This window comes from Mesorhizobium denitrificans (assembly GCF_003403035.1).
Classification (GTDB): Bacteria; Pseudomonadota; Alphaproteobacteria; order Rhizobiales; family Rhizobiaceae; genus Mesorhizobium_G; species Mesorhizobium_G denitrificans.
On the sequence record NZ_QURN01000028.1, the window covers coordinates 1 to 15,632 of the forward strand.

General features: G+C 55.3%; 14 protein-coding genes. 11 read left to right on the forward strand and 3 right to left on the reverse strand.

The features are described from left to right. Positions 1-438: 438 nt before the first annotated feature. On the reverse strand, positions 439-837 hold the full coding sequence (locus tag DY251_RS20785) for a response regulator (protein WP_116625826.1): 399 nt from the start codon (positions 835-837) through the stop codon (positions 439-441). Positions 838-960: 123 nt separating this feature from the next. On the opposite strand from DY251_RS20785, the gene DY251_RS20790 reads away from it, so the two are divergent. The 3 genes from DY251_RS20790 (at position 961) to DY251_RS20800 (ending at position 4,267) form a co-directional block, all read left to right on the forward strand. Next, the gene (locus DY251_RS20790) at positions 961-1,701 is read left to right on the forward strand and encodes a Crp/Fnr family transcriptional regulator (RefSeq protein WP_116625827.1); all 741 of its coding nucleotides are present in this window, start codon (positions 961-963) and stop codon (positions 1,699-1,701) included. After that, positions 1,688-3,952, forward strand: a complete 2,265-nt coding sequence (locus DY251_RS20795; protein WP_116625828.1) for a PAS domain-containing sensor histidine kinase — start codon at positions 1,688-1,690, stop codon at positions 3,950-3,952. The genes DY251_RS20790 and DY251_RS20795 overlap by 14 nt, the downstream gene beginning before the upstream one ends. Positions 3,953-4,039: 87 nt before the next feature. Continuing rightward, the gene (locus tag DY251_RS20800; protein WP_116625829.1) at positions 4,040-4,267 is read left to right on the forward strand and encodes a hypothetical protein; all 228 of its coding nucleotides are present in this window, start codon (positions 4,040-4,042) and stop codon (positions 4,265-4,267) included. Positions 4,268-4,402: 135 nt separating this feature from the next. Here DY251_RS20800 and DY251_RS20805 read toward each other — a convergent pair whose 3' ends face one another. Next, entirely contained in the window at positions 4,403-5,083 is a 681-nt protein-coding gene (locus DY251_RS20805) for a sugar transferase (protein ID WP_116625830.1), read from the reverse strand. A gap of 592 nt (positions 5,084-5,675) precedes the next feature. On the opposite strand from DY251_RS20805, the gene DY251_RS20810 reads away from it, so the two are divergent. The 7 genes from DY251_RS20810 (at position 5,676) to DY251_RS20840 (ending at position 12,416) form a co-directional block, all read left to right on the forward strand. Next, entirely contained in the window at positions 5,676-7,181 is a 1,506-nt protein-coding gene (locus DY251_RS20810) for a GumC family protein (RefSeq protein WP_116625831.1), read from the forward strand. A gap of 6 nt (positions 7,182-7,187) precedes the next feature. Further along, positions 7,188-8,054 carry a CpsD/CapB family tyrosine-protein kinase gene (locus tag DY251_RS20815; protein WP_116625832.1) on the forward strand — a complete coding sequence of 289 codons (867 nt, stop codon included), beginning with the start codon at positions 7,188-7,190 and terminating at the stop codon, positions 8,052-8,054. Between the two features lie 3 nt (positions 8,055-8,057). Continuing rightward, complete coding sequence (locus DY251_RS20820; protein ID WP_116625833.1) at positions 8,058-8,972, forward strand: ExeA family protein; 915 nt, start codon at positions 8,058-8,060, stop codon at positions 8,970-8,972. 28 nt (positions 8,973-9,000) lie between these two features. Then, entirely contained in the window at positions 9,001-9,492 is a 492-nt protein-coding gene (locus DY251_RS20825; protein WP_281004491.1) for a glycosyltransferase family protein, read from the forward strand. Further along, positions 9,489-9,974 carry a glycosyltransferase gene (locus DY251_RS20830; protein WP_116625834.1) on the forward strand — a complete coding sequence of 162 codons (486 nt, stop codon included), beginning with the start codon at positions 9,489-9,491 and terminating at the stop codon, positions 9,972-9,974. Before DY251_RS20825 ends, DY251_RS20830 begins: the two co-directional genes overlap by 4 nt. A 25-nt stretch (positions 9,975-9,999) precedes the next feature. Further along, entirely contained in the window at positions 10,000-11,250 is a 1,251-nt protein-coding gene (locus tag DY251_RS20835; protein WP_116625835.1) for a rhamnosyltransferase WsaF family glycosyltransferase, read from the forward strand. Between the two features lie 125 nt (positions 11,251-11,375). Continuing rightward, on the forward strand, positions 11,376-12,416 hold the full coding sequence (locus tag DY251_RS20840) for a right-handed parallel beta-helix repeat-containing protein (protein ID WP_116625836.1): 1,041 nt from the start codon (positions 11,376-11,378) through the stop codon (positions 12,414-12,416). 49 nt (positions 12,417-12,465) lie between these two features. Here the strand turns inward: DY251_RS20840 and DY251_RS20845 are convergent, their stop codons facing one another. Next, a complete protein-coding gene (locus DY251_RS20845; protein WP_116625837.1) occupies positions 12,466-13,341 on the reverse strand; it encodes a glycosyltransferase in 876 nt (291 codons plus the stop codon). Between the two features lie 531 nt (positions 13,342-13,872). On the opposite strand from DY251_RS20845, the gene DY251_RS20850 reads away from it, so the two are divergent. Then, positions 13,873-15,075: an O-antigen ligase family protein gene (locus DY251_RS20850; protein ID WP_116625838.1), complete on the forward strand. Its 1,203-nt coding sequence runs from the start codon at positions 13,873-13,875 to the stop codon at positions 15,073-15,075. The last annotated feature ends 557 nt before the right edge of the window (positions 15,076-15,632 follow it).

Genomic DNA, 15,632 nt, shown 5'->3' on the forward strand with positions numbered 1-15,632 from the left:
AGATGTGCCGCCGCCAGTTGGCAACATCACCAGAACCGTTTGATAACAATGTGCGAATTGCTCGGCTTAACGCCGTATTCTGACTTACCGCCCCGCCCGCATTTCCGTAGTTAGCAGCCCAATCCCAAGTACCGTTGATTTACGCTGATTTAACTAGCCTGCATCATCCCCGCATTAACACACATCAATCTACCTAGATATTTTTCGAGGATATTTTGATAGAATAGGAGCGCTATGGGAAATTTGCAACGGTGCCTCAGTGGTAGCTAACAATATGAAATATAACGATAAAACAGGGTCGCATAGAGTGTTATGACCCGAATTGATAAATATTAATGTGGGTTTGAGTTGATTACGTCGAAAGTGGAGGTGTCAAACAATGATAATCATCATTCACCCGAGGGCGTAATACCCTAGTCCGCCTGTAAGCGGGCCGTTTCAAATGGCCGATTCGCGATCACCTGCAAGGCCGTTGATCGCCTTGACCAGAGTTACGATATCGAAGGGCTTCTCCCAGCGAGGTACGCCGGCAAACCGTTCCGGCAGAAAGTCATTGCCGTAGCCGGTTGCGAACAGGAAAGGGATATTTCTGTCCTGAAGTTCGGCAGCGAGATCGAAGACCTTCGCTCCGTTGAGATTGATGTCCAGAACCGCAAGATCGACAGCGGGTTCGGTTCTGAGTCGTGCAAGCCCTTGCTGCACATGCCCGAAGGGGCCAACCACTTCAGCACCGGTTTTCGTTAAGGCGCGCGCGATATCATCTGCGATGAAATATTCATCTTCCATGACGAGAACGAATTTCCCACGCAATACGCCCGTCACAAGATCAGCACCCATTAACCCAAACCCCGTACCTTGCACTCTATCCATGCATCTGTTTTGTGAAACTAACCTATGTAAATAGAGTAAGATTTACGACGGGCTACTCATTTTGTCGGCCCATAGTCCACCAGGTGATCTGTGTCGCAGGCACTCATTCGCAAACTACAAAACTTTGTAAAGCTGTCCGCAACGGATCAGCGCGCGCTCGAGCGCGCGGGAAGCGAAAGGGTCAGGAGGATCGGACCTCACGAGGACATCATTCGGGAAGGAGACAAGCCAAGCAGTGTAATGCTGATCGTGGACGGCTGGGCTTGTCGGTACAAATACCTTGAAGATGGCCGCCGCCAGATCGTTGGCTTTTTCGTGCCTGGCGATATATGCGATCTCAACATATTTTTACTCAAGGAAATGGACCATTCCATCGGGTCGCTGACGGAAGTCCTTATTGCGGACATCTCCCGCGAATCGCTGGAGACGCTGATGGGCGTTTCGCAACGAATCGCACAGGCGCTATGGTGGGATAGTCTGGTTTCACTGGCGATTCAGCGTGAATGGACGATAAATCTAGGGCAGCGAGACGCGGTGGAGCGTATGTCGCACCTTTTTTGCGAAATGTTCCTTCGGCAGCAGAGCGCTGGCCGCGCGCAAATCAGTGGCTGTGAATTTCCGGTCACGCAGGCCGAACTTGGCGATGCGACGGGCCTATCTACGGTTCATGTTAACCGAACTCTGCAACAAATGCGTTCGGCAGAAATGATCACGCTGCACAACAAGCGGTTGGTTATTCATGATCTGGACGCGCTGATGCGGCAGGCAATGTTCAATCCAAACTATCTCCACCTTGGTCGCGACGGGGCACACCTCGATGCCAATGACTGATCCTCAAAGGGGTATCTACCCGGCTGGAACGCCGGTTGGCTTGGCAGGTTTGGCAGCCAATGGGCGAATCACCTCCGCAGATGGCGCGATGTCGCGCATTCTGGGGCGCGAATCGTCAGATTTGATCGGCAGGCCGCTGGCCGATCTCGCTTCACCCGCGAATAGGGACAGTCTTCTCGACGCGTTTTCCAACATTTCGCGCACTGGCGAAGAACAGTCGCTCGAAGTCGATTTCAATCGCCGGGAAGGAACCGTCCGCGTTGAAGTGCGCCTGCACAAAGTAGCAGGAGAGGGTGCAACCGCGCCGATTCTGGCGGTGCTGATCGACATTTCCCAATACATCGAGGCCGAGGCGGTGCTGCGCGACCGCGAGGAGCGCCTGCGCTCTGCGCTCGATGCTTCGCAGATGGGCACTTTTGTCTGGCACATCGACGAGAGCCGAACCGAGCCGGACAATCAGATGCGCTCTCTGTTTGGCATGGACACCGATGCGATGCTGTCGCTGGACGCTCGCAGCATCAGCAACATCGTGCCGGATGATCGCAAACGCTACAGCGCGGCGGTGGCTCGTGCCTGCCATCCAGATGGCGATGGCGTGCTGCAAGAAGACATCAGGATCAGGCTCGCGGACGGTACGGTTCGATGGATTTCCATCACCGGGCAGGTGGCCTTCGATGGAAAAGCACCGAAGCGCATGACGGGCGCCGTGCTCGACATTACACACCGCAAGCGCATTGAGGCCGCTTTGCGCGAGAGCGAGGAACGTCACGCATTTTTGCTGCGCCTCAGCGACGCGTTGCGCGCTGTATCCGAGCCTGAGCAGATCCAATTGGTCGCATCGCGCCTTTTGGGCGAGCGGCTGGGCGCAAACCGTGTCGCCTATGCCGAGATTATTGATAGCGTGGCGTATATTCTCAACGACTATACGCAAAGCTCCGCATCGATAACCGGGCGCTTCCCGGTAGAGCTTTATGGCCACAAGCTGGTCGAGGCTTGGCGGCGCGGAGAAACCGTTGTCGTTGATGACGTAGCGAACGACCCCCAACTGGATGACGCTGATTTGGGCGCATACAGGGATGCAGGCATCAGCGCCTTCATTGCAGTCATGCTTACCAAGGACAGCCAAAGCGGCGCAGCGCTTGGCGTCCATAGCCTGACGCCACGCCGCTGGACACCCGCCGAAATCATTCTCGCGGAGGAGGTCGCCGAGCGCACCTGGTCTGCGATGGAGCGCACCAACGCGGAAGCCGCGCAGCGGCAGAGCGAGGAGCGTCTCAGCCAGTTCACCAACGCATCATCGGACGTGCTGTGGATACGCGATGCATCAACGATGGAATGCGAATTTCTTAGCCCGGCTTTTGAGAAGATCTATGGCGTAGATCGCGAATCGATGCTGGGCGAGGAGCATGTTTCATCATGGTTCGATCTCATCGTGCCGGAAGATCGCGAAGACGCTTGGCAGAACACCGAGAAGGCACGCAATGGGGAGCGCGTTGCCTTCGAGTATCGTATTCGCCGCCCGTCGGACAATCAGATAAGGTGGCTGCGCAGCACGGCGTTCCCCATGTTCGACAATGAAGGGCACGTGCAGCGCATCGGCGGTATCAATCACGACTGGACCGCACTGAAGCTAGCGCAGGAGCACCAGCAGCTTTTGACCGCAGAGTTACAACACCGGGTGCGCAACACGCTCTCTGTCATTCGCTCCATCGCGCGGCGTACGGCGCAAACGAGCGAGACGGTCGAGGATTACGCGATGCATCTGGATGGCCGCATCGGCGCGTTTGCGCGTGTTCAGGCCGCAGTGACGCGCGACCCGACAGCGGGTATCGATCTTGGCCTGCTCGTTGCGGACACGCTGCTTGCAGCGACTGCGCGTGAGAGCGACCAGGTGTCTATCGATGGGCCGCAGGTTGGCCTGCAGCCAAAAGCTGCGGAAACGATGGGGCTGGCAATCCACGAGCTGGCCACGAATGCCGTCAAATACGGCGCTCTTTCTGTGCCCGAAGGCAAAATCGCGATCAGTTGGAAGATCGCGGATGACGGCGACGACCGGAACCTTGTTTTCGTCTGGGAAGAAAGCGGCCTGTCAGATTTGCCGCGCGCGCCGAGCCGCACCGGCTTCGGCACCGAGCTTGTGCAGCGTACGCTTGCCTATGAACTCGACGCGACTATCGACCGTCAGTTTAACCCTTGGGGGGTACGCTACCTCATCAAGCTGCCGATGGTTGAGCGAACGATCAAGGCCTAATCCGCGCGCGCGAATGGTATCTTCTATCCGGTAAGTTGCTGAGCAATCAGCTTACGCATCGATTGTCCTTCAAGGGGGTGAAGGCGCATGCGCACGTTACTGGGGCTAGATGGCCGGTTGCCGTCCGACGTGGTGAATCACTACGTCCATTCACGTCTTTCCTACAGTCAACCGCTTTCGATAGATCGCGCGCTGCTGGCAATTCGGACTGTGTTGCCGAATTGCGAGCTATCCGATCCCAAGCTGATCAGAATGCTTGAGGCTGCTGCAGCGAAATACCGGATCAAGATCGACGGTAGAATGCACCGCAACTGAGCCGCAGCGGCGTTTTTTTGAGAATGTTCGGAAGATTGAGTCAGTTCTGACGTTTTCGGCCACGCCTGCCCGGCATCAAAGACGCGAGCCGGAAAAGCGTGGCCGCGTCTTTCGCGCGGGGCAGGGGGCGCTAAATCAAAGTCCGGTCCCGCGAAGAACGACCAGCGGTGTCATCACAAGAATTCTAAGGTCGGTCGCCAGAGACAGCGCGGCGGCGTAGCGGTTGTCATATGTTGCTCGCTCAGCGAACGTCGACTGGTGACGCTCGCTGATTTGCCACAAGCCGGTCATGCCGGGGCGCAGCTCAAAATAAGCTGTCCCTGGATATTGGCCGCGCTGGTCCGGGCACATCGGGCGAGGGCCAACAAGGCTCATGTCGCCGTTGAACACGTTGAAAAGCTGCGGAAACTCGTCAATCGAATATTTGCGCAAGAAGCGGCCCACACGCGTGATGCGCGGGTCTTTCTTCAGCTTCTGGTGCGCGTTCCATTCAGCCTTGGCTTCTGGATTGGCTTCCAGATAGGAGGACAGAACCTTATCGGCATCCGGCACCATCGTGCGAAGCTTCCAGATGCGAAATTCCTTGCCGTTCTTGCCCAGTCGCGATTGCGAATAGAACGGGCTGCTGCCGTCACGGCTGACCAATAATGCAGAAACACCCACCAGCGGCAGCGCTACCGGCGCAATCGCAATGGTTGCAGCTATATCGAATGCGCGCTTGACCGCAGGATAAATTGACCAGCGACGTGCCGACCCGGAGAGGGAAGTACCCGCGTGCAATTCTAGCGGAAGTGTCTCGGAATGTGCCCCAGACATGATCTGCCCCAAATTTAATAAGCCCGCTCAGCAGTCTCAATATTTTGGGGTTTTCGGCAATAGATCGAGGATAGATAATAGTTACTAGTTGAGGTTGAATATTGCGCGAGAACTTATGCGATAGGAGTATGTATGAAGAATAACTCGCACTATATTTAGACAATACATTACTGCACTGTTGCATAATGGCAGAATGTTGTCGAATACGTGAGTTAGCCGATAGACGCTTAACCATCATCCAATGGTGGAAGGGATTGCGGGGTGCGGGCCATGGGAACCGAAACTCAAGCGAGGGAAACGACGATACGTATCTTGCTGGCGAATCGATTCGACCGGGCTGGATTTAGCCCGCCTGGCGACTGAAATGCGGGTGCGCGCGAGGGATCGAAGCGAAGGGCATATAACGGGTTTGGTGCAAAACGGAGCGTATAAGCGGGTAAGTGGGGTGCTGGTGGGTGAAGGCACCTACCCAAACGGCTTAATCCGTTTGCTCCTAATCGCCCAGATCAATCCTATCAGCGATCTAGTCTGTCGTCGCGCGTCGTGAAAGATCGGTGTCAGGGTTTAACGGGCAGATTGGGCGAACGGGCTGATGGGAGACATCGATCTCAAATTTTATTTGTCATTGCTGTTGCGGCGATTGCCGATTGTGGTCGGCGCGATCGCCGTGTGCACGATCCTGGCTGTCGCCACTGCATTGATGATTCCGAAGTCCTACGAGGCGAGTGCGCGTCTCGTTGTGGAAGCACCGCAGATTCCAGCCGAGATGGTTCGCACCACTGCGCCGACGAATGCGATCGAACAGCTTCAGATCATCGAGCAGGAGATAATGACGCGCGATACGCTGATTGGCCTGGCAAAGCGCCACGGCATCTATGACGCGTATTTGAATGCGAACGATAATGCTATCGTCGACGATATGCGCAACCGCCTACGGTTCCAGCAGCTCGACCTTCAATCTGCGCGCGATAGCGGCGCCACAGTATTCAGCGTTTCATTCCGTTCCAGGAGCCCTGTGCAGGCATCGGATGTCGTCAATGATGTTGTCGATCTCGTGCTTGAGCGAAATGTTCGCTTGAGAACCGAGCGCGCCGCTGACACGCAGCAATTCTTCAATCAGGAAGTTGAGCGACTTGGCGGGGAGCTTTCCAAGCTGGACAAGCAGATTCTCGAATTCAAGAACGCGAACAAGGATGCGCTGCCGGACAGCCTGGATTTCCGCCACAACCAGCAGAGCAACCAGCAGGAGCGGCTCGGAAATCTTGACCGCGAAGAGGCTGGGCTGCGCAGCCGTCGTGAAAATCTGGTTCAGATATTCCAGCAGTCTGGCCGCGTTGGCGTTGGGCCGACCTCGCCGGAGCAGCAATTGCTTGAAGATCTCAACAAGGCATTGTCCGAGCAGCTTTCGATCTTTGCGGAAGACAGCCCGAACATTGTCAGTCTGCGTAAGCGCATTGCCGACCTCCAGCAGTCGCTGAAGGAAAAGAGCCAGAGCGGCGAAGGTAAGGCCGGTACGTCTGAACTCGATCTGCAATTGGCGGACATTGATGAACGGCTTCAGTTCCTGACCAATGAGAGGGCGTCGATCCGCAAGAACCTCGATCACCTCGCCGAAACCATCGCGGCGACACCGACCAATGAAACGGCGCTTAATTCGCTGGTTCGTGCGCGCGACAATACCCAGTCGCAATATAACACGGCGGTCAGCAAGTTGGCTGAAGCGTCGGCCGGCGAGCAGATCGAACTTCACGCCAAGGGCGGCAGGCTTGCAGTTGTGGAACGTGCAATTCCGCCAGTCTCCGCAGCCAGCCCACGCCGCGCGCTGATTGCTGGTATGGGCTTTGTGGGTGGCGCAGGTCTTGGTTTTGGCATCATTTTGTTGATGGAATTGCTGAACAAGACTGTACGTCGCCCAAGCGAACTGGCCGCGATCATTCCGGGCCAACCGTTCGCGACGCTGCCGTATATTCCGAAGCCGGATGAGCCCATACTTAGCGACTTCTGGCAGGGTTGGGAAAACGCACGACAGTTTTTGCGTAACGTCAGTTCGCGGCTTCCATGGTTCGCGGCTCAGAATGCGGGTCTGGAAAGCAGGTAAGAGAACATGCTCAATATTCAACTTGCCCTGCAAAAGGCCAAAAACAACGCCACCGACCGGTGGAAGCAGTCAGCGCCTGCCACTGCTCCGCGGCAGCCAAAGCCGGTTACGCCAATCGCGCCGACCACCGCGCCGGCCGCAGTTCACGCGCTGCCGGTTCCGCGGCCGCAGGATGACAATTGGCAGAGCCTCAATGTCTGGACGCCGAACGAGCGCACATTGAAAGAAAATCGCGTAATTACGCTCGATCATTCCGATCCTGCGCGCGCTTCCTTCGACATGCTGCGCACCAAGATTCTTCAGGTCATGCGGCAAAACGGATGGCGCTCAATCGCGATAACCTCGCCATCGGCGGCTTGCGGTAAATCGACCGTCAGCTCCAATCTGGCGTTTTCGTTCTCGCATCAGGTTGATTGCCGCACTGCGCTGCTCGATCTCGATCTGCGCCGGCCATCCATCGGTTCGACGCTGGGCATGAAAGAAATGCCGTCGATGGAAAGCTTCCTGAGCGGCGAGACAGGTTTGAACGAGACGTTTGTGCGTTTCGGGTCCAACCTTGCAATCGCGGCCAATAATCGGGCGGTAACGCACGCCTCCGAGCTTCTTCAGGGAGCGTCTGCGAAGTCCGCTCTGGCGACGATGCAGAACCGTTTGGGCCTGGACATCGTTCTCTACGATCTTCCGCCAATGCTGGCCTTCGATGATGTGCTGGCATTTGCACCGAATGTCGACTGCGCGCTCATCGTGACCGCAGCCGAAATGACCACCGGGGCCGAAGCCGACATTTGTGAGTACGAGCTTTCGCAGCGCACGAAAGTGCTGGGTGTCGTACTGAACAAGTGCCGCTACACCCCTGAGAAGTATGGGTATTAAACAATGTACGAGGCACGAGTGACGCAGGCGCCACAAAAGGATGCCGGGCAGGATCCGGCAGCCGCTCTGAATTCCTATCTCATTTATGCGCAGTTCTTCGGATTGCGGGAACGTCCGTTCAGCCTTTTGCCGAACCCGGACTATCTCTACTGGACCGAGGGCCACACGCTTGCATTCGCAATGCTTGAATATGGCCTCGTTACCTTCGCGCCGATAACCGTTATCACGGGCGAGGTTGGTGCGGGCAAGACGACGCTGATCCATCACCTGCTGCGGTCTATCCCGCGCGACCTTCGCATCGGGCTTATTTCGAACGCGCAGGCAGATCGCGGCAAGCTGATCGACTGGGCGCTTCATGCGCTTGGCGAAGAACAGGATACGCGCACTTCCTACGTGAAGCGCTTCAAGCTTCTCGAAGAGATCGTCCGCAACGAATATGACAGCGGCAGGGGCACGGTTCTGATCGTCGATGAGGCGCAGAACCTGTCGAAAGCCATGCTTGAAGAGTTGCGCTGCTTCTCGAACATGAATGGCTCCAACGAAGAGTTGCTTCAGATCGTTCTTGTTGGACAGCCGGAGCTGCGCCGCATGATCAGCGAACAGCGTATGCCGCAGTTCGCACAGCGTGTGTCCGCCCAGTTCCACCTCACCGGTATGCCGGAATCGGCAATCGGGTCCTACATCGCCCACCGTTTGAAGGTGGCCGGCGCGGACCATGAGATATTCCTGCCCGATACGTTCGAGCCGATCTATCGGGCAAGTCGCGGTCTGCCGCGCATCATCAACCAGATCTGTGACTATGCGTTGGTCTACGCATTCGCACAGGAACGGCAGACGATTGATGGCGAGTTGATCGAGAGCGTCGTTTCGGACCGTCGCGCGCAGTCGCGTCCGTCCCAGCCAACCGGCCTTTCGTAAATCGAACAGGCCAACCCGAAGCTGTGAATTGATACAGATTCTGAGCGTGATCGAGATGAGTGAAAACGCAAACAAACGGGTACTTTTTATTGCTTCCGCAGGCGGCCACTGGATCCAGTTGTGCCGGTTGGCGGCCGAGTTGAACTACGAGCAGGCCCATTACGCGACCACGCTGAAGGGTGCAAAAGCACCGACGGGTACGCGCAAAGTCTCCGTGGTGCCTGACGCGTCGCGGTCAAATCCGGCGAAGCTGGTTGTTCTGGCATCACGCCTGACGTGGCTCATGGCAAGGGTTCGCCCGCACGTCGTCATCACGACGGGCGCAGCGCCGGGCTTGCTGGCAATCGGCATCGCAAAGGTGTTTGGCGCAAAGACTGTCTGGATCGACAGCCTCGCCAATTCGGAAGTGCTCTCGCTTTCCGGCCGCATGGCCGAGCGCTATGCCGACCTTTGGCTAACCCAATGGCCGCATCTGGATGCGAGCCTGCCGCGCCTTCGTTACATGGGGTCAGTTCTATGATCTTGCTGTCGGTAGGCACACAGTTTCCCTTCGATCGTCTGGTGCAGGCAGTTGATGAATGGGCATTGCGCACAGGCCGCACGGATGTGCTCGGCCAGATTGGGCCATCCACCTACAAACCGAAGGCAATGAAGTGCTTTGGGCTGGTTTCGCCAGACGAAATGCGGGATTTTCAGGCGCAGGCAGACATTATGATAGCTCATGCGGGAATGGGATCGATCCTCACCGCGATGGAACTGGGCAAGCCCATCATCGTATTCCCGCGCGACCATACGCTTGGCGAACACCGCAACGGGCACCAGATGGACACGGCAAATCGCTTCTCGGAAACGCCGGGCGTATTTGTTGCACGCAGTGTGGAAGAATTGTTGCGGTACCTGAACAACCTGCAGGGCCTTCTCGCGGCGCAGAACGGTTCTCGCGCAGAGCTTGCCCGGCTTGCGGATAACCTCCGCTCGTTTATTGGAACAGCCCATATTTGAGTTCGTTCAACGAGCTGAGGATTAGATGTTGCCGAGTATAGTGACCAATGCGTGGAATCAGGTTGCTCGACGCAATCGCCAAGTAAGCCGCATCCTCAAAACCGAAGGTATCAGTGGCATAACTGAGCGTGCGCGGCTGGTCGCAGTGCATAAGCTCAAGCCGCGCCACATGGACCGAGAGGTCGCAAACGCTGATGTTCTCGGTGCAGATTTGGCGTCGCCATTTCTACCTCCGCCATACCAGGCAAAGCCCGGTGAGCCCATCTCGGTAAATTTCGTGATCACACCTGCAGCAGCAGGTTCAGGTGGTCATACGACTATATTCCGCATGGTCAAGTATATGATGCGCGAAGGGTTCAAGATTACTGTCTATTTTTACGATGTTTATGGCGCCGATCATAAATATTACGCAGATATTGTAAGAAAAGACTATGGCGTGCAATGCGAGATGCGCGACCTAAAACAAGGAATGGATGATGCCGACGCAGTAGTCGCGACAAGCTGGCCCACTGCGTACGCTGTATATAATTGCCGGTCTGCGGGTAAGCGCTTCTATTTTGTGCAGGACTACGAGCCACATTTTTATTCCGTCGGCGCAAACTATTTGTTGGCCGAGAACACGTATCGGATGGGATTCCACGGCATAACCGCCGGACGCTGGCTGGCGGAAAAGCTATCCAGTGATTTCGGCATGGAGGCCGACTATTTTCCCTTCGGCTGTGACAGCAGCATATACCGGCGCGACAATGAGGGACCCAGAAACGGAGTTGCCTTTTATGCACGCGCGTCAACGCCTCGGCGTGGGGTCGAGATTGGTCTGCTTGCACTGGAAGTTTTCGCGCAAAACAATCCGCAGATAGACATACATCTTTACGGCGGAAATTTCTCCGGATTGCCCTTTAGATTTATAAACCACGGACTTGTAACGCCTGCTCAGTTGAATGACATCTATAACAACTGTTTCGCGGGCCTCAGTCTTTCGCTGACCAATGTGTCGCTTGTGCCTCAAGAGATGCTTGCCGCTGGATGTATTCCTGTAGTCAACGATGCCGAGCACAATCGTATAGTTCTTGATAACCCCTATGTATGTTATGCACCTGCGACTCCGCACGCGCTTGCAGCAGCAATGGAAAGCGTTGTCAAAGCCAGTGACTTCCAGTCTTTATCGCGTGAGGCAGCGGCAAGCATGACATCCGGGTCATGGGACCAGGCTGGCGCCGTTGTTGCGAATGTGATCCGTCGGTCGCGCACCAGTCACCCGAAACAGGTCGGCTGAACACCTGAAACGACGCATTGCGCAAATGGTCTTCGCCATCAAAGCACCAATGAAAGAAGCAAAAATCGACTCAATCGCGCAAACGCATCATCATCGATCTTTGATCCTGGAAAGGGATCGTTTTTATGGGCTGGAATCTTATTCAGGTACTCCGGAACGCGGGCGACAGTGAGCTGGCCATTAAGGTTGCAGAAGCGCTCGCTGCCGATGAAGCGGAGAATCTGAATGCCATTCAGGAAAAGAACGATGTAATTGCGTCGTTACAAAAGCAGATCGCCACGATAACTGCCGAGGCAGAAGATCTAAAGAAACTCAATGTGACGAACTACGACCTGCAGAAGCAACTGCAGGTCAAAACGGCCGAGAATGAAATATTACGCCAATACATTGCCCAGTTGAACGCTGGCAATGTCAAGTCAGAACCGAAGACCGGCTTTGTCTGGCCGAATGCATCGAATACTGGCATTCCCGCGGGAGCCGTTCTGACAGCCTATGACGGCCCCTCCATCATCTCCGAGGACGGCACTGTGATTGAGGACAAACTCATCACAACAGACATCGAGGTCACGGGCCGTAATGTAACTTTCCGCCGCTGTAAGTTCACCAATAATAGCCAATGGCTCTTGAATGGTGACACGGCAAAAGACCTGACCGTTGAGGACTGTGAGTTCGCGAATGGTGTGAAAGCCATTCTGGGACAAGGCACGTTCACTCGCCTGAACATCTGGAATTGCATCATCGGCATTACGCTGAAAGACGGCAAGTCAACGGTAAAGGGCTGCTATATCCACGATTTGAGCGCGCATGCGCAGCCAAAAGATCCGCACTTTGACGGCATTTTCATCGCTGGCGGGCAAACGGACTGTTTGATCGAGGATAACCTTATCGAGATGCCCTCAAGCGGCGGAACAGCCGCAATCTTTATCGGTACGAGGTGGCAGGGGGCCAATATAGTCAACACGAAGGTGAGCCATAACCGTCTGCTCGGAACGCCGTCCTATGCGATGTACAACGAACAGACCTCTGTCGCCGAAATCAGCGGCACGCAATGGATCGGCAACGAAATCCAGAGGGGGGCTTACGGATACTGGACATGGCAATCCAGCACACCGGTTCGGTCGGGCAATGTGGACGCGCTCACTGGTGCTGATATAGACGGGAGCTGAAACCGCTCTCGCTTACGCGTTCAGGCGCATTAATGGCATTTCGATAGCGTCAGGGATGACCGCCACCGAGGCGAGATCTCCAGAAAAGCCTTACACTGTCGAGACCCTCGCGGCCCAAGACTCCCATCACGACGCGTTTCACTGCGGCCCTTGTGTACTCGCGGAAGAAGCGAGCCGGTCGCGATACAAGGCGGTCGCGTCCCAAGTCCAAAATTCGGGGTTCGGCTACACCGTCGAGCAGAGCGCCGAAGCCCTCGCGATAAGATCGGGGAGATACGAGCTGGCCTTGAACCCGATTGCTGACATTGGTGCCATGAATTACCTGTAGCCAACCCGGCGCGCCTCCCACTTCGACAACCGGCATTCGCTCGCCGATTTCAGTGTGCCACGCTGACCAGCAGCTGATTGGTGCATTCCACGGCTCTTGCACCGAGACGAACGCGTTGCGGCTATACTGATGCAAATACAGGCCATCCGACTGCCTGATCAGTCCGTTGGTGATGTATATGGCCGTACGTTGGCCAGCCTTGGCTACCGACTGAACTCTATCGACAAAATCATTGGAGAGCCCGTCATCGTTGTCGAGGTTCGTCGTGATGAGAATTTCACGCTCGCCATCGATCACCCCACGAATATCGCTCAACATCTCCGCATTCGATACCGTCTCACGGTAGATGGGCGTAAAGACTTTCGCCTGCACATATTTTTCAATCCGCTCGCGCAGCCATTCAGGGCTGGCCGGATCGAAGTAGATGATCCATTCGAAGTTGCGATTCGTCTGCGCAATCACGGATGGCGCGCAAAACTGATCGAAAAGTTCTACACGCTGCCTCAGCCAGCCTTCTTTTGCACGGATCACGCTTTCCAGGCCAATGGAAGGCAGATTAAACCGCGTTAGCAGGATATGATTGATACTCGCGCCCATATTTCCAGACTCTGACTTTCTTGGTCAAATCGGAGCCTCGGCATGTTGGTGCGTATCCATCTGCACGTTGCATGCCTGCGTCAAAACATCGATCGGCTCAGCATAAATTTTACAGTTTGCGCCGGGCCACGCAATACGATGCGGGTCCCCAGTTTGGATGAGCAAAGGCACAGATGGGTTAGTGCGCGCAACTTTCCTGTATAGCGACTTCTATGTATAAGCGCGGAATTAATGTCGGAAGCCAATAGGACCGAATGCTTCGGTTGAACGTAATTGATCGCGAGAACAGATGCTGAATTGCGTCAAGGATTCTGACTAGTGAGGGACGGCGCGTCAGCAACAGCAGTGGGCCAGGACCGTCCTAACCGAACTGTTGCAAGAGGGACGGCTCGTTCACAGAAACGAAGGCTGCCTTGGCCGGTCAAGGTTTTTTTGGTGAGCCTCCTCATCCCATGGATCATCCCCATTGGGCCGGTGGTTCTGTCGGCTTACAGAATCGTTCTTTTGCTATCGCTTGTGCCATGTCTGATTATGTGGCTGCGCGGGCGGGCGGGGCCAATCAGGGCGCCCGACATTGGGGTCCTGTTTTTTTGTATCTGGGCAACCATCAGCGTAGCGGTCGTTCATGGCATCAGTTTTGCCATGCAGCCAAGCGGAATACTTCTGATCGAGACGATGGGTGCATACCTGCTGGCTCGCATTTACATTCGCGATGCTGAAGATTTTTCGAACATGGTAGGCTTTGTTACAAAGCTTGTCCTTCTTCTGTTTCCGTTTGCGGCCTATGAATGGTTTACCGGCAACAAGCCGCTTTTGTGGGCGTTCGGTTTGATTTTCAAGACCGTCGAGTCTGCCCCCCAACCCCGATCTGGTTTCTGGCGAGTTCAAGGTCCCTTCGAGCATTCCATTCTATTCGGGTTGTTCTGTGCCAGTGTCCTGGCGCTGGCGGCAATGGTCCCGATCAATGGTCAAAAATCCGGCACGCGTAAAACTCCGGCTATAGTGGTATTCCTTACTGCATTGTCTTCGATGTCGTCGGCTCCCATCGCAGCACTGGCCATGCAAAGCATGCTGATGCTGTGGAATCGAATCCTGCGGTCCTTCCCCAGCCGATGGAAGATCCTGGGTATTGCGGCTCTCGCCGCCTACCTGGTTGTCGAGTTTGGGTCCAACCAGACACCCGTGCAATTCTACATTTCCAAATTCACGTTCGACCAGCAAACGGGTTGGGTGCGGCTATTGATTTGGGAGTTCGGGTCCGCGTCGGTTCTTAATCATCCACTTTTCGGGGTGGGATTTGGCGAATGGGAACGGCCAGTCTGGATGCCGAGCAGTATCGATAATTTCTGGCTTGTTATTGCTGTAAGGTACGGCATTCCCGGTGTGGCTTTCCTGCTTGGCGCGTGCCTTTGGATGATTTTTGCAGTCGGTTTCAAGAAGGGTTTCGACGAGAAGCTTGAGAACTACCGTTTGGCCTATCTCATTAGCACCGCAAGTTGCATGATAATCGGAACCACGGTTCATTTTTGGGCTGCACCATACTCGTGGTTTCTTTTCCTGGTGGGAACCGGAGCCTGGATGCTGGACGTAAAAGGCGACGGCGTTTCGGATGCATCCGGCCGGGCTCGGGCTCGCGGTCGATCTCCCTCGGGTCGCGCCTCGCATCAGGAGAAGCCGGGCAGATATTCTGACGAAACCGCGCCTCAAGAAAAACGCAACAGGCGCGTTCGCTGATTGGATTGAGGGCTTTGCAATGTTGAGCGAGCCGTGAGGCTGCAAAGAGCTTTGCGGCAGGCCGCCAAGATTGATTTGGTTCGTCCAATAATTATTTATGTCAAAAATTGGCCCCGCACGCGGGAATACTTGCAGATCATCTTCTCGTTGATTTGCCGATCGGATGGAAAAGGCAGCCTATTTAAATCTTACCGTTTTATTTTTGGGAATTATTATTGATCGGTGTGGAGTGATGGCGTAGGTAGGCTACGTCTTTGGCAGTCGATGCTACCGAATCGGATGGAGGAATGGTCCGCCCACTCAGCCACCGACCGACAACATTTCTTTGATCGCGCTCTCGTGCGGTCGTTAGACTCAACGGGGTTATTTGGGGGTGCGGGTTCTTACTCGCGCTGGAAATGCGGGCCGGGGGAGGAGCATAGAAAGAAAGGACGCCTTTAATGGCTATCAATCCTGCCAACTATGGCATGCCGGACGCAACTACAGCTGGGGTTCAAGCTGGCGTTTCGTTGAAAACGTATAACGGCCCGATGACGATCACGCAGGATGGCGCTGTC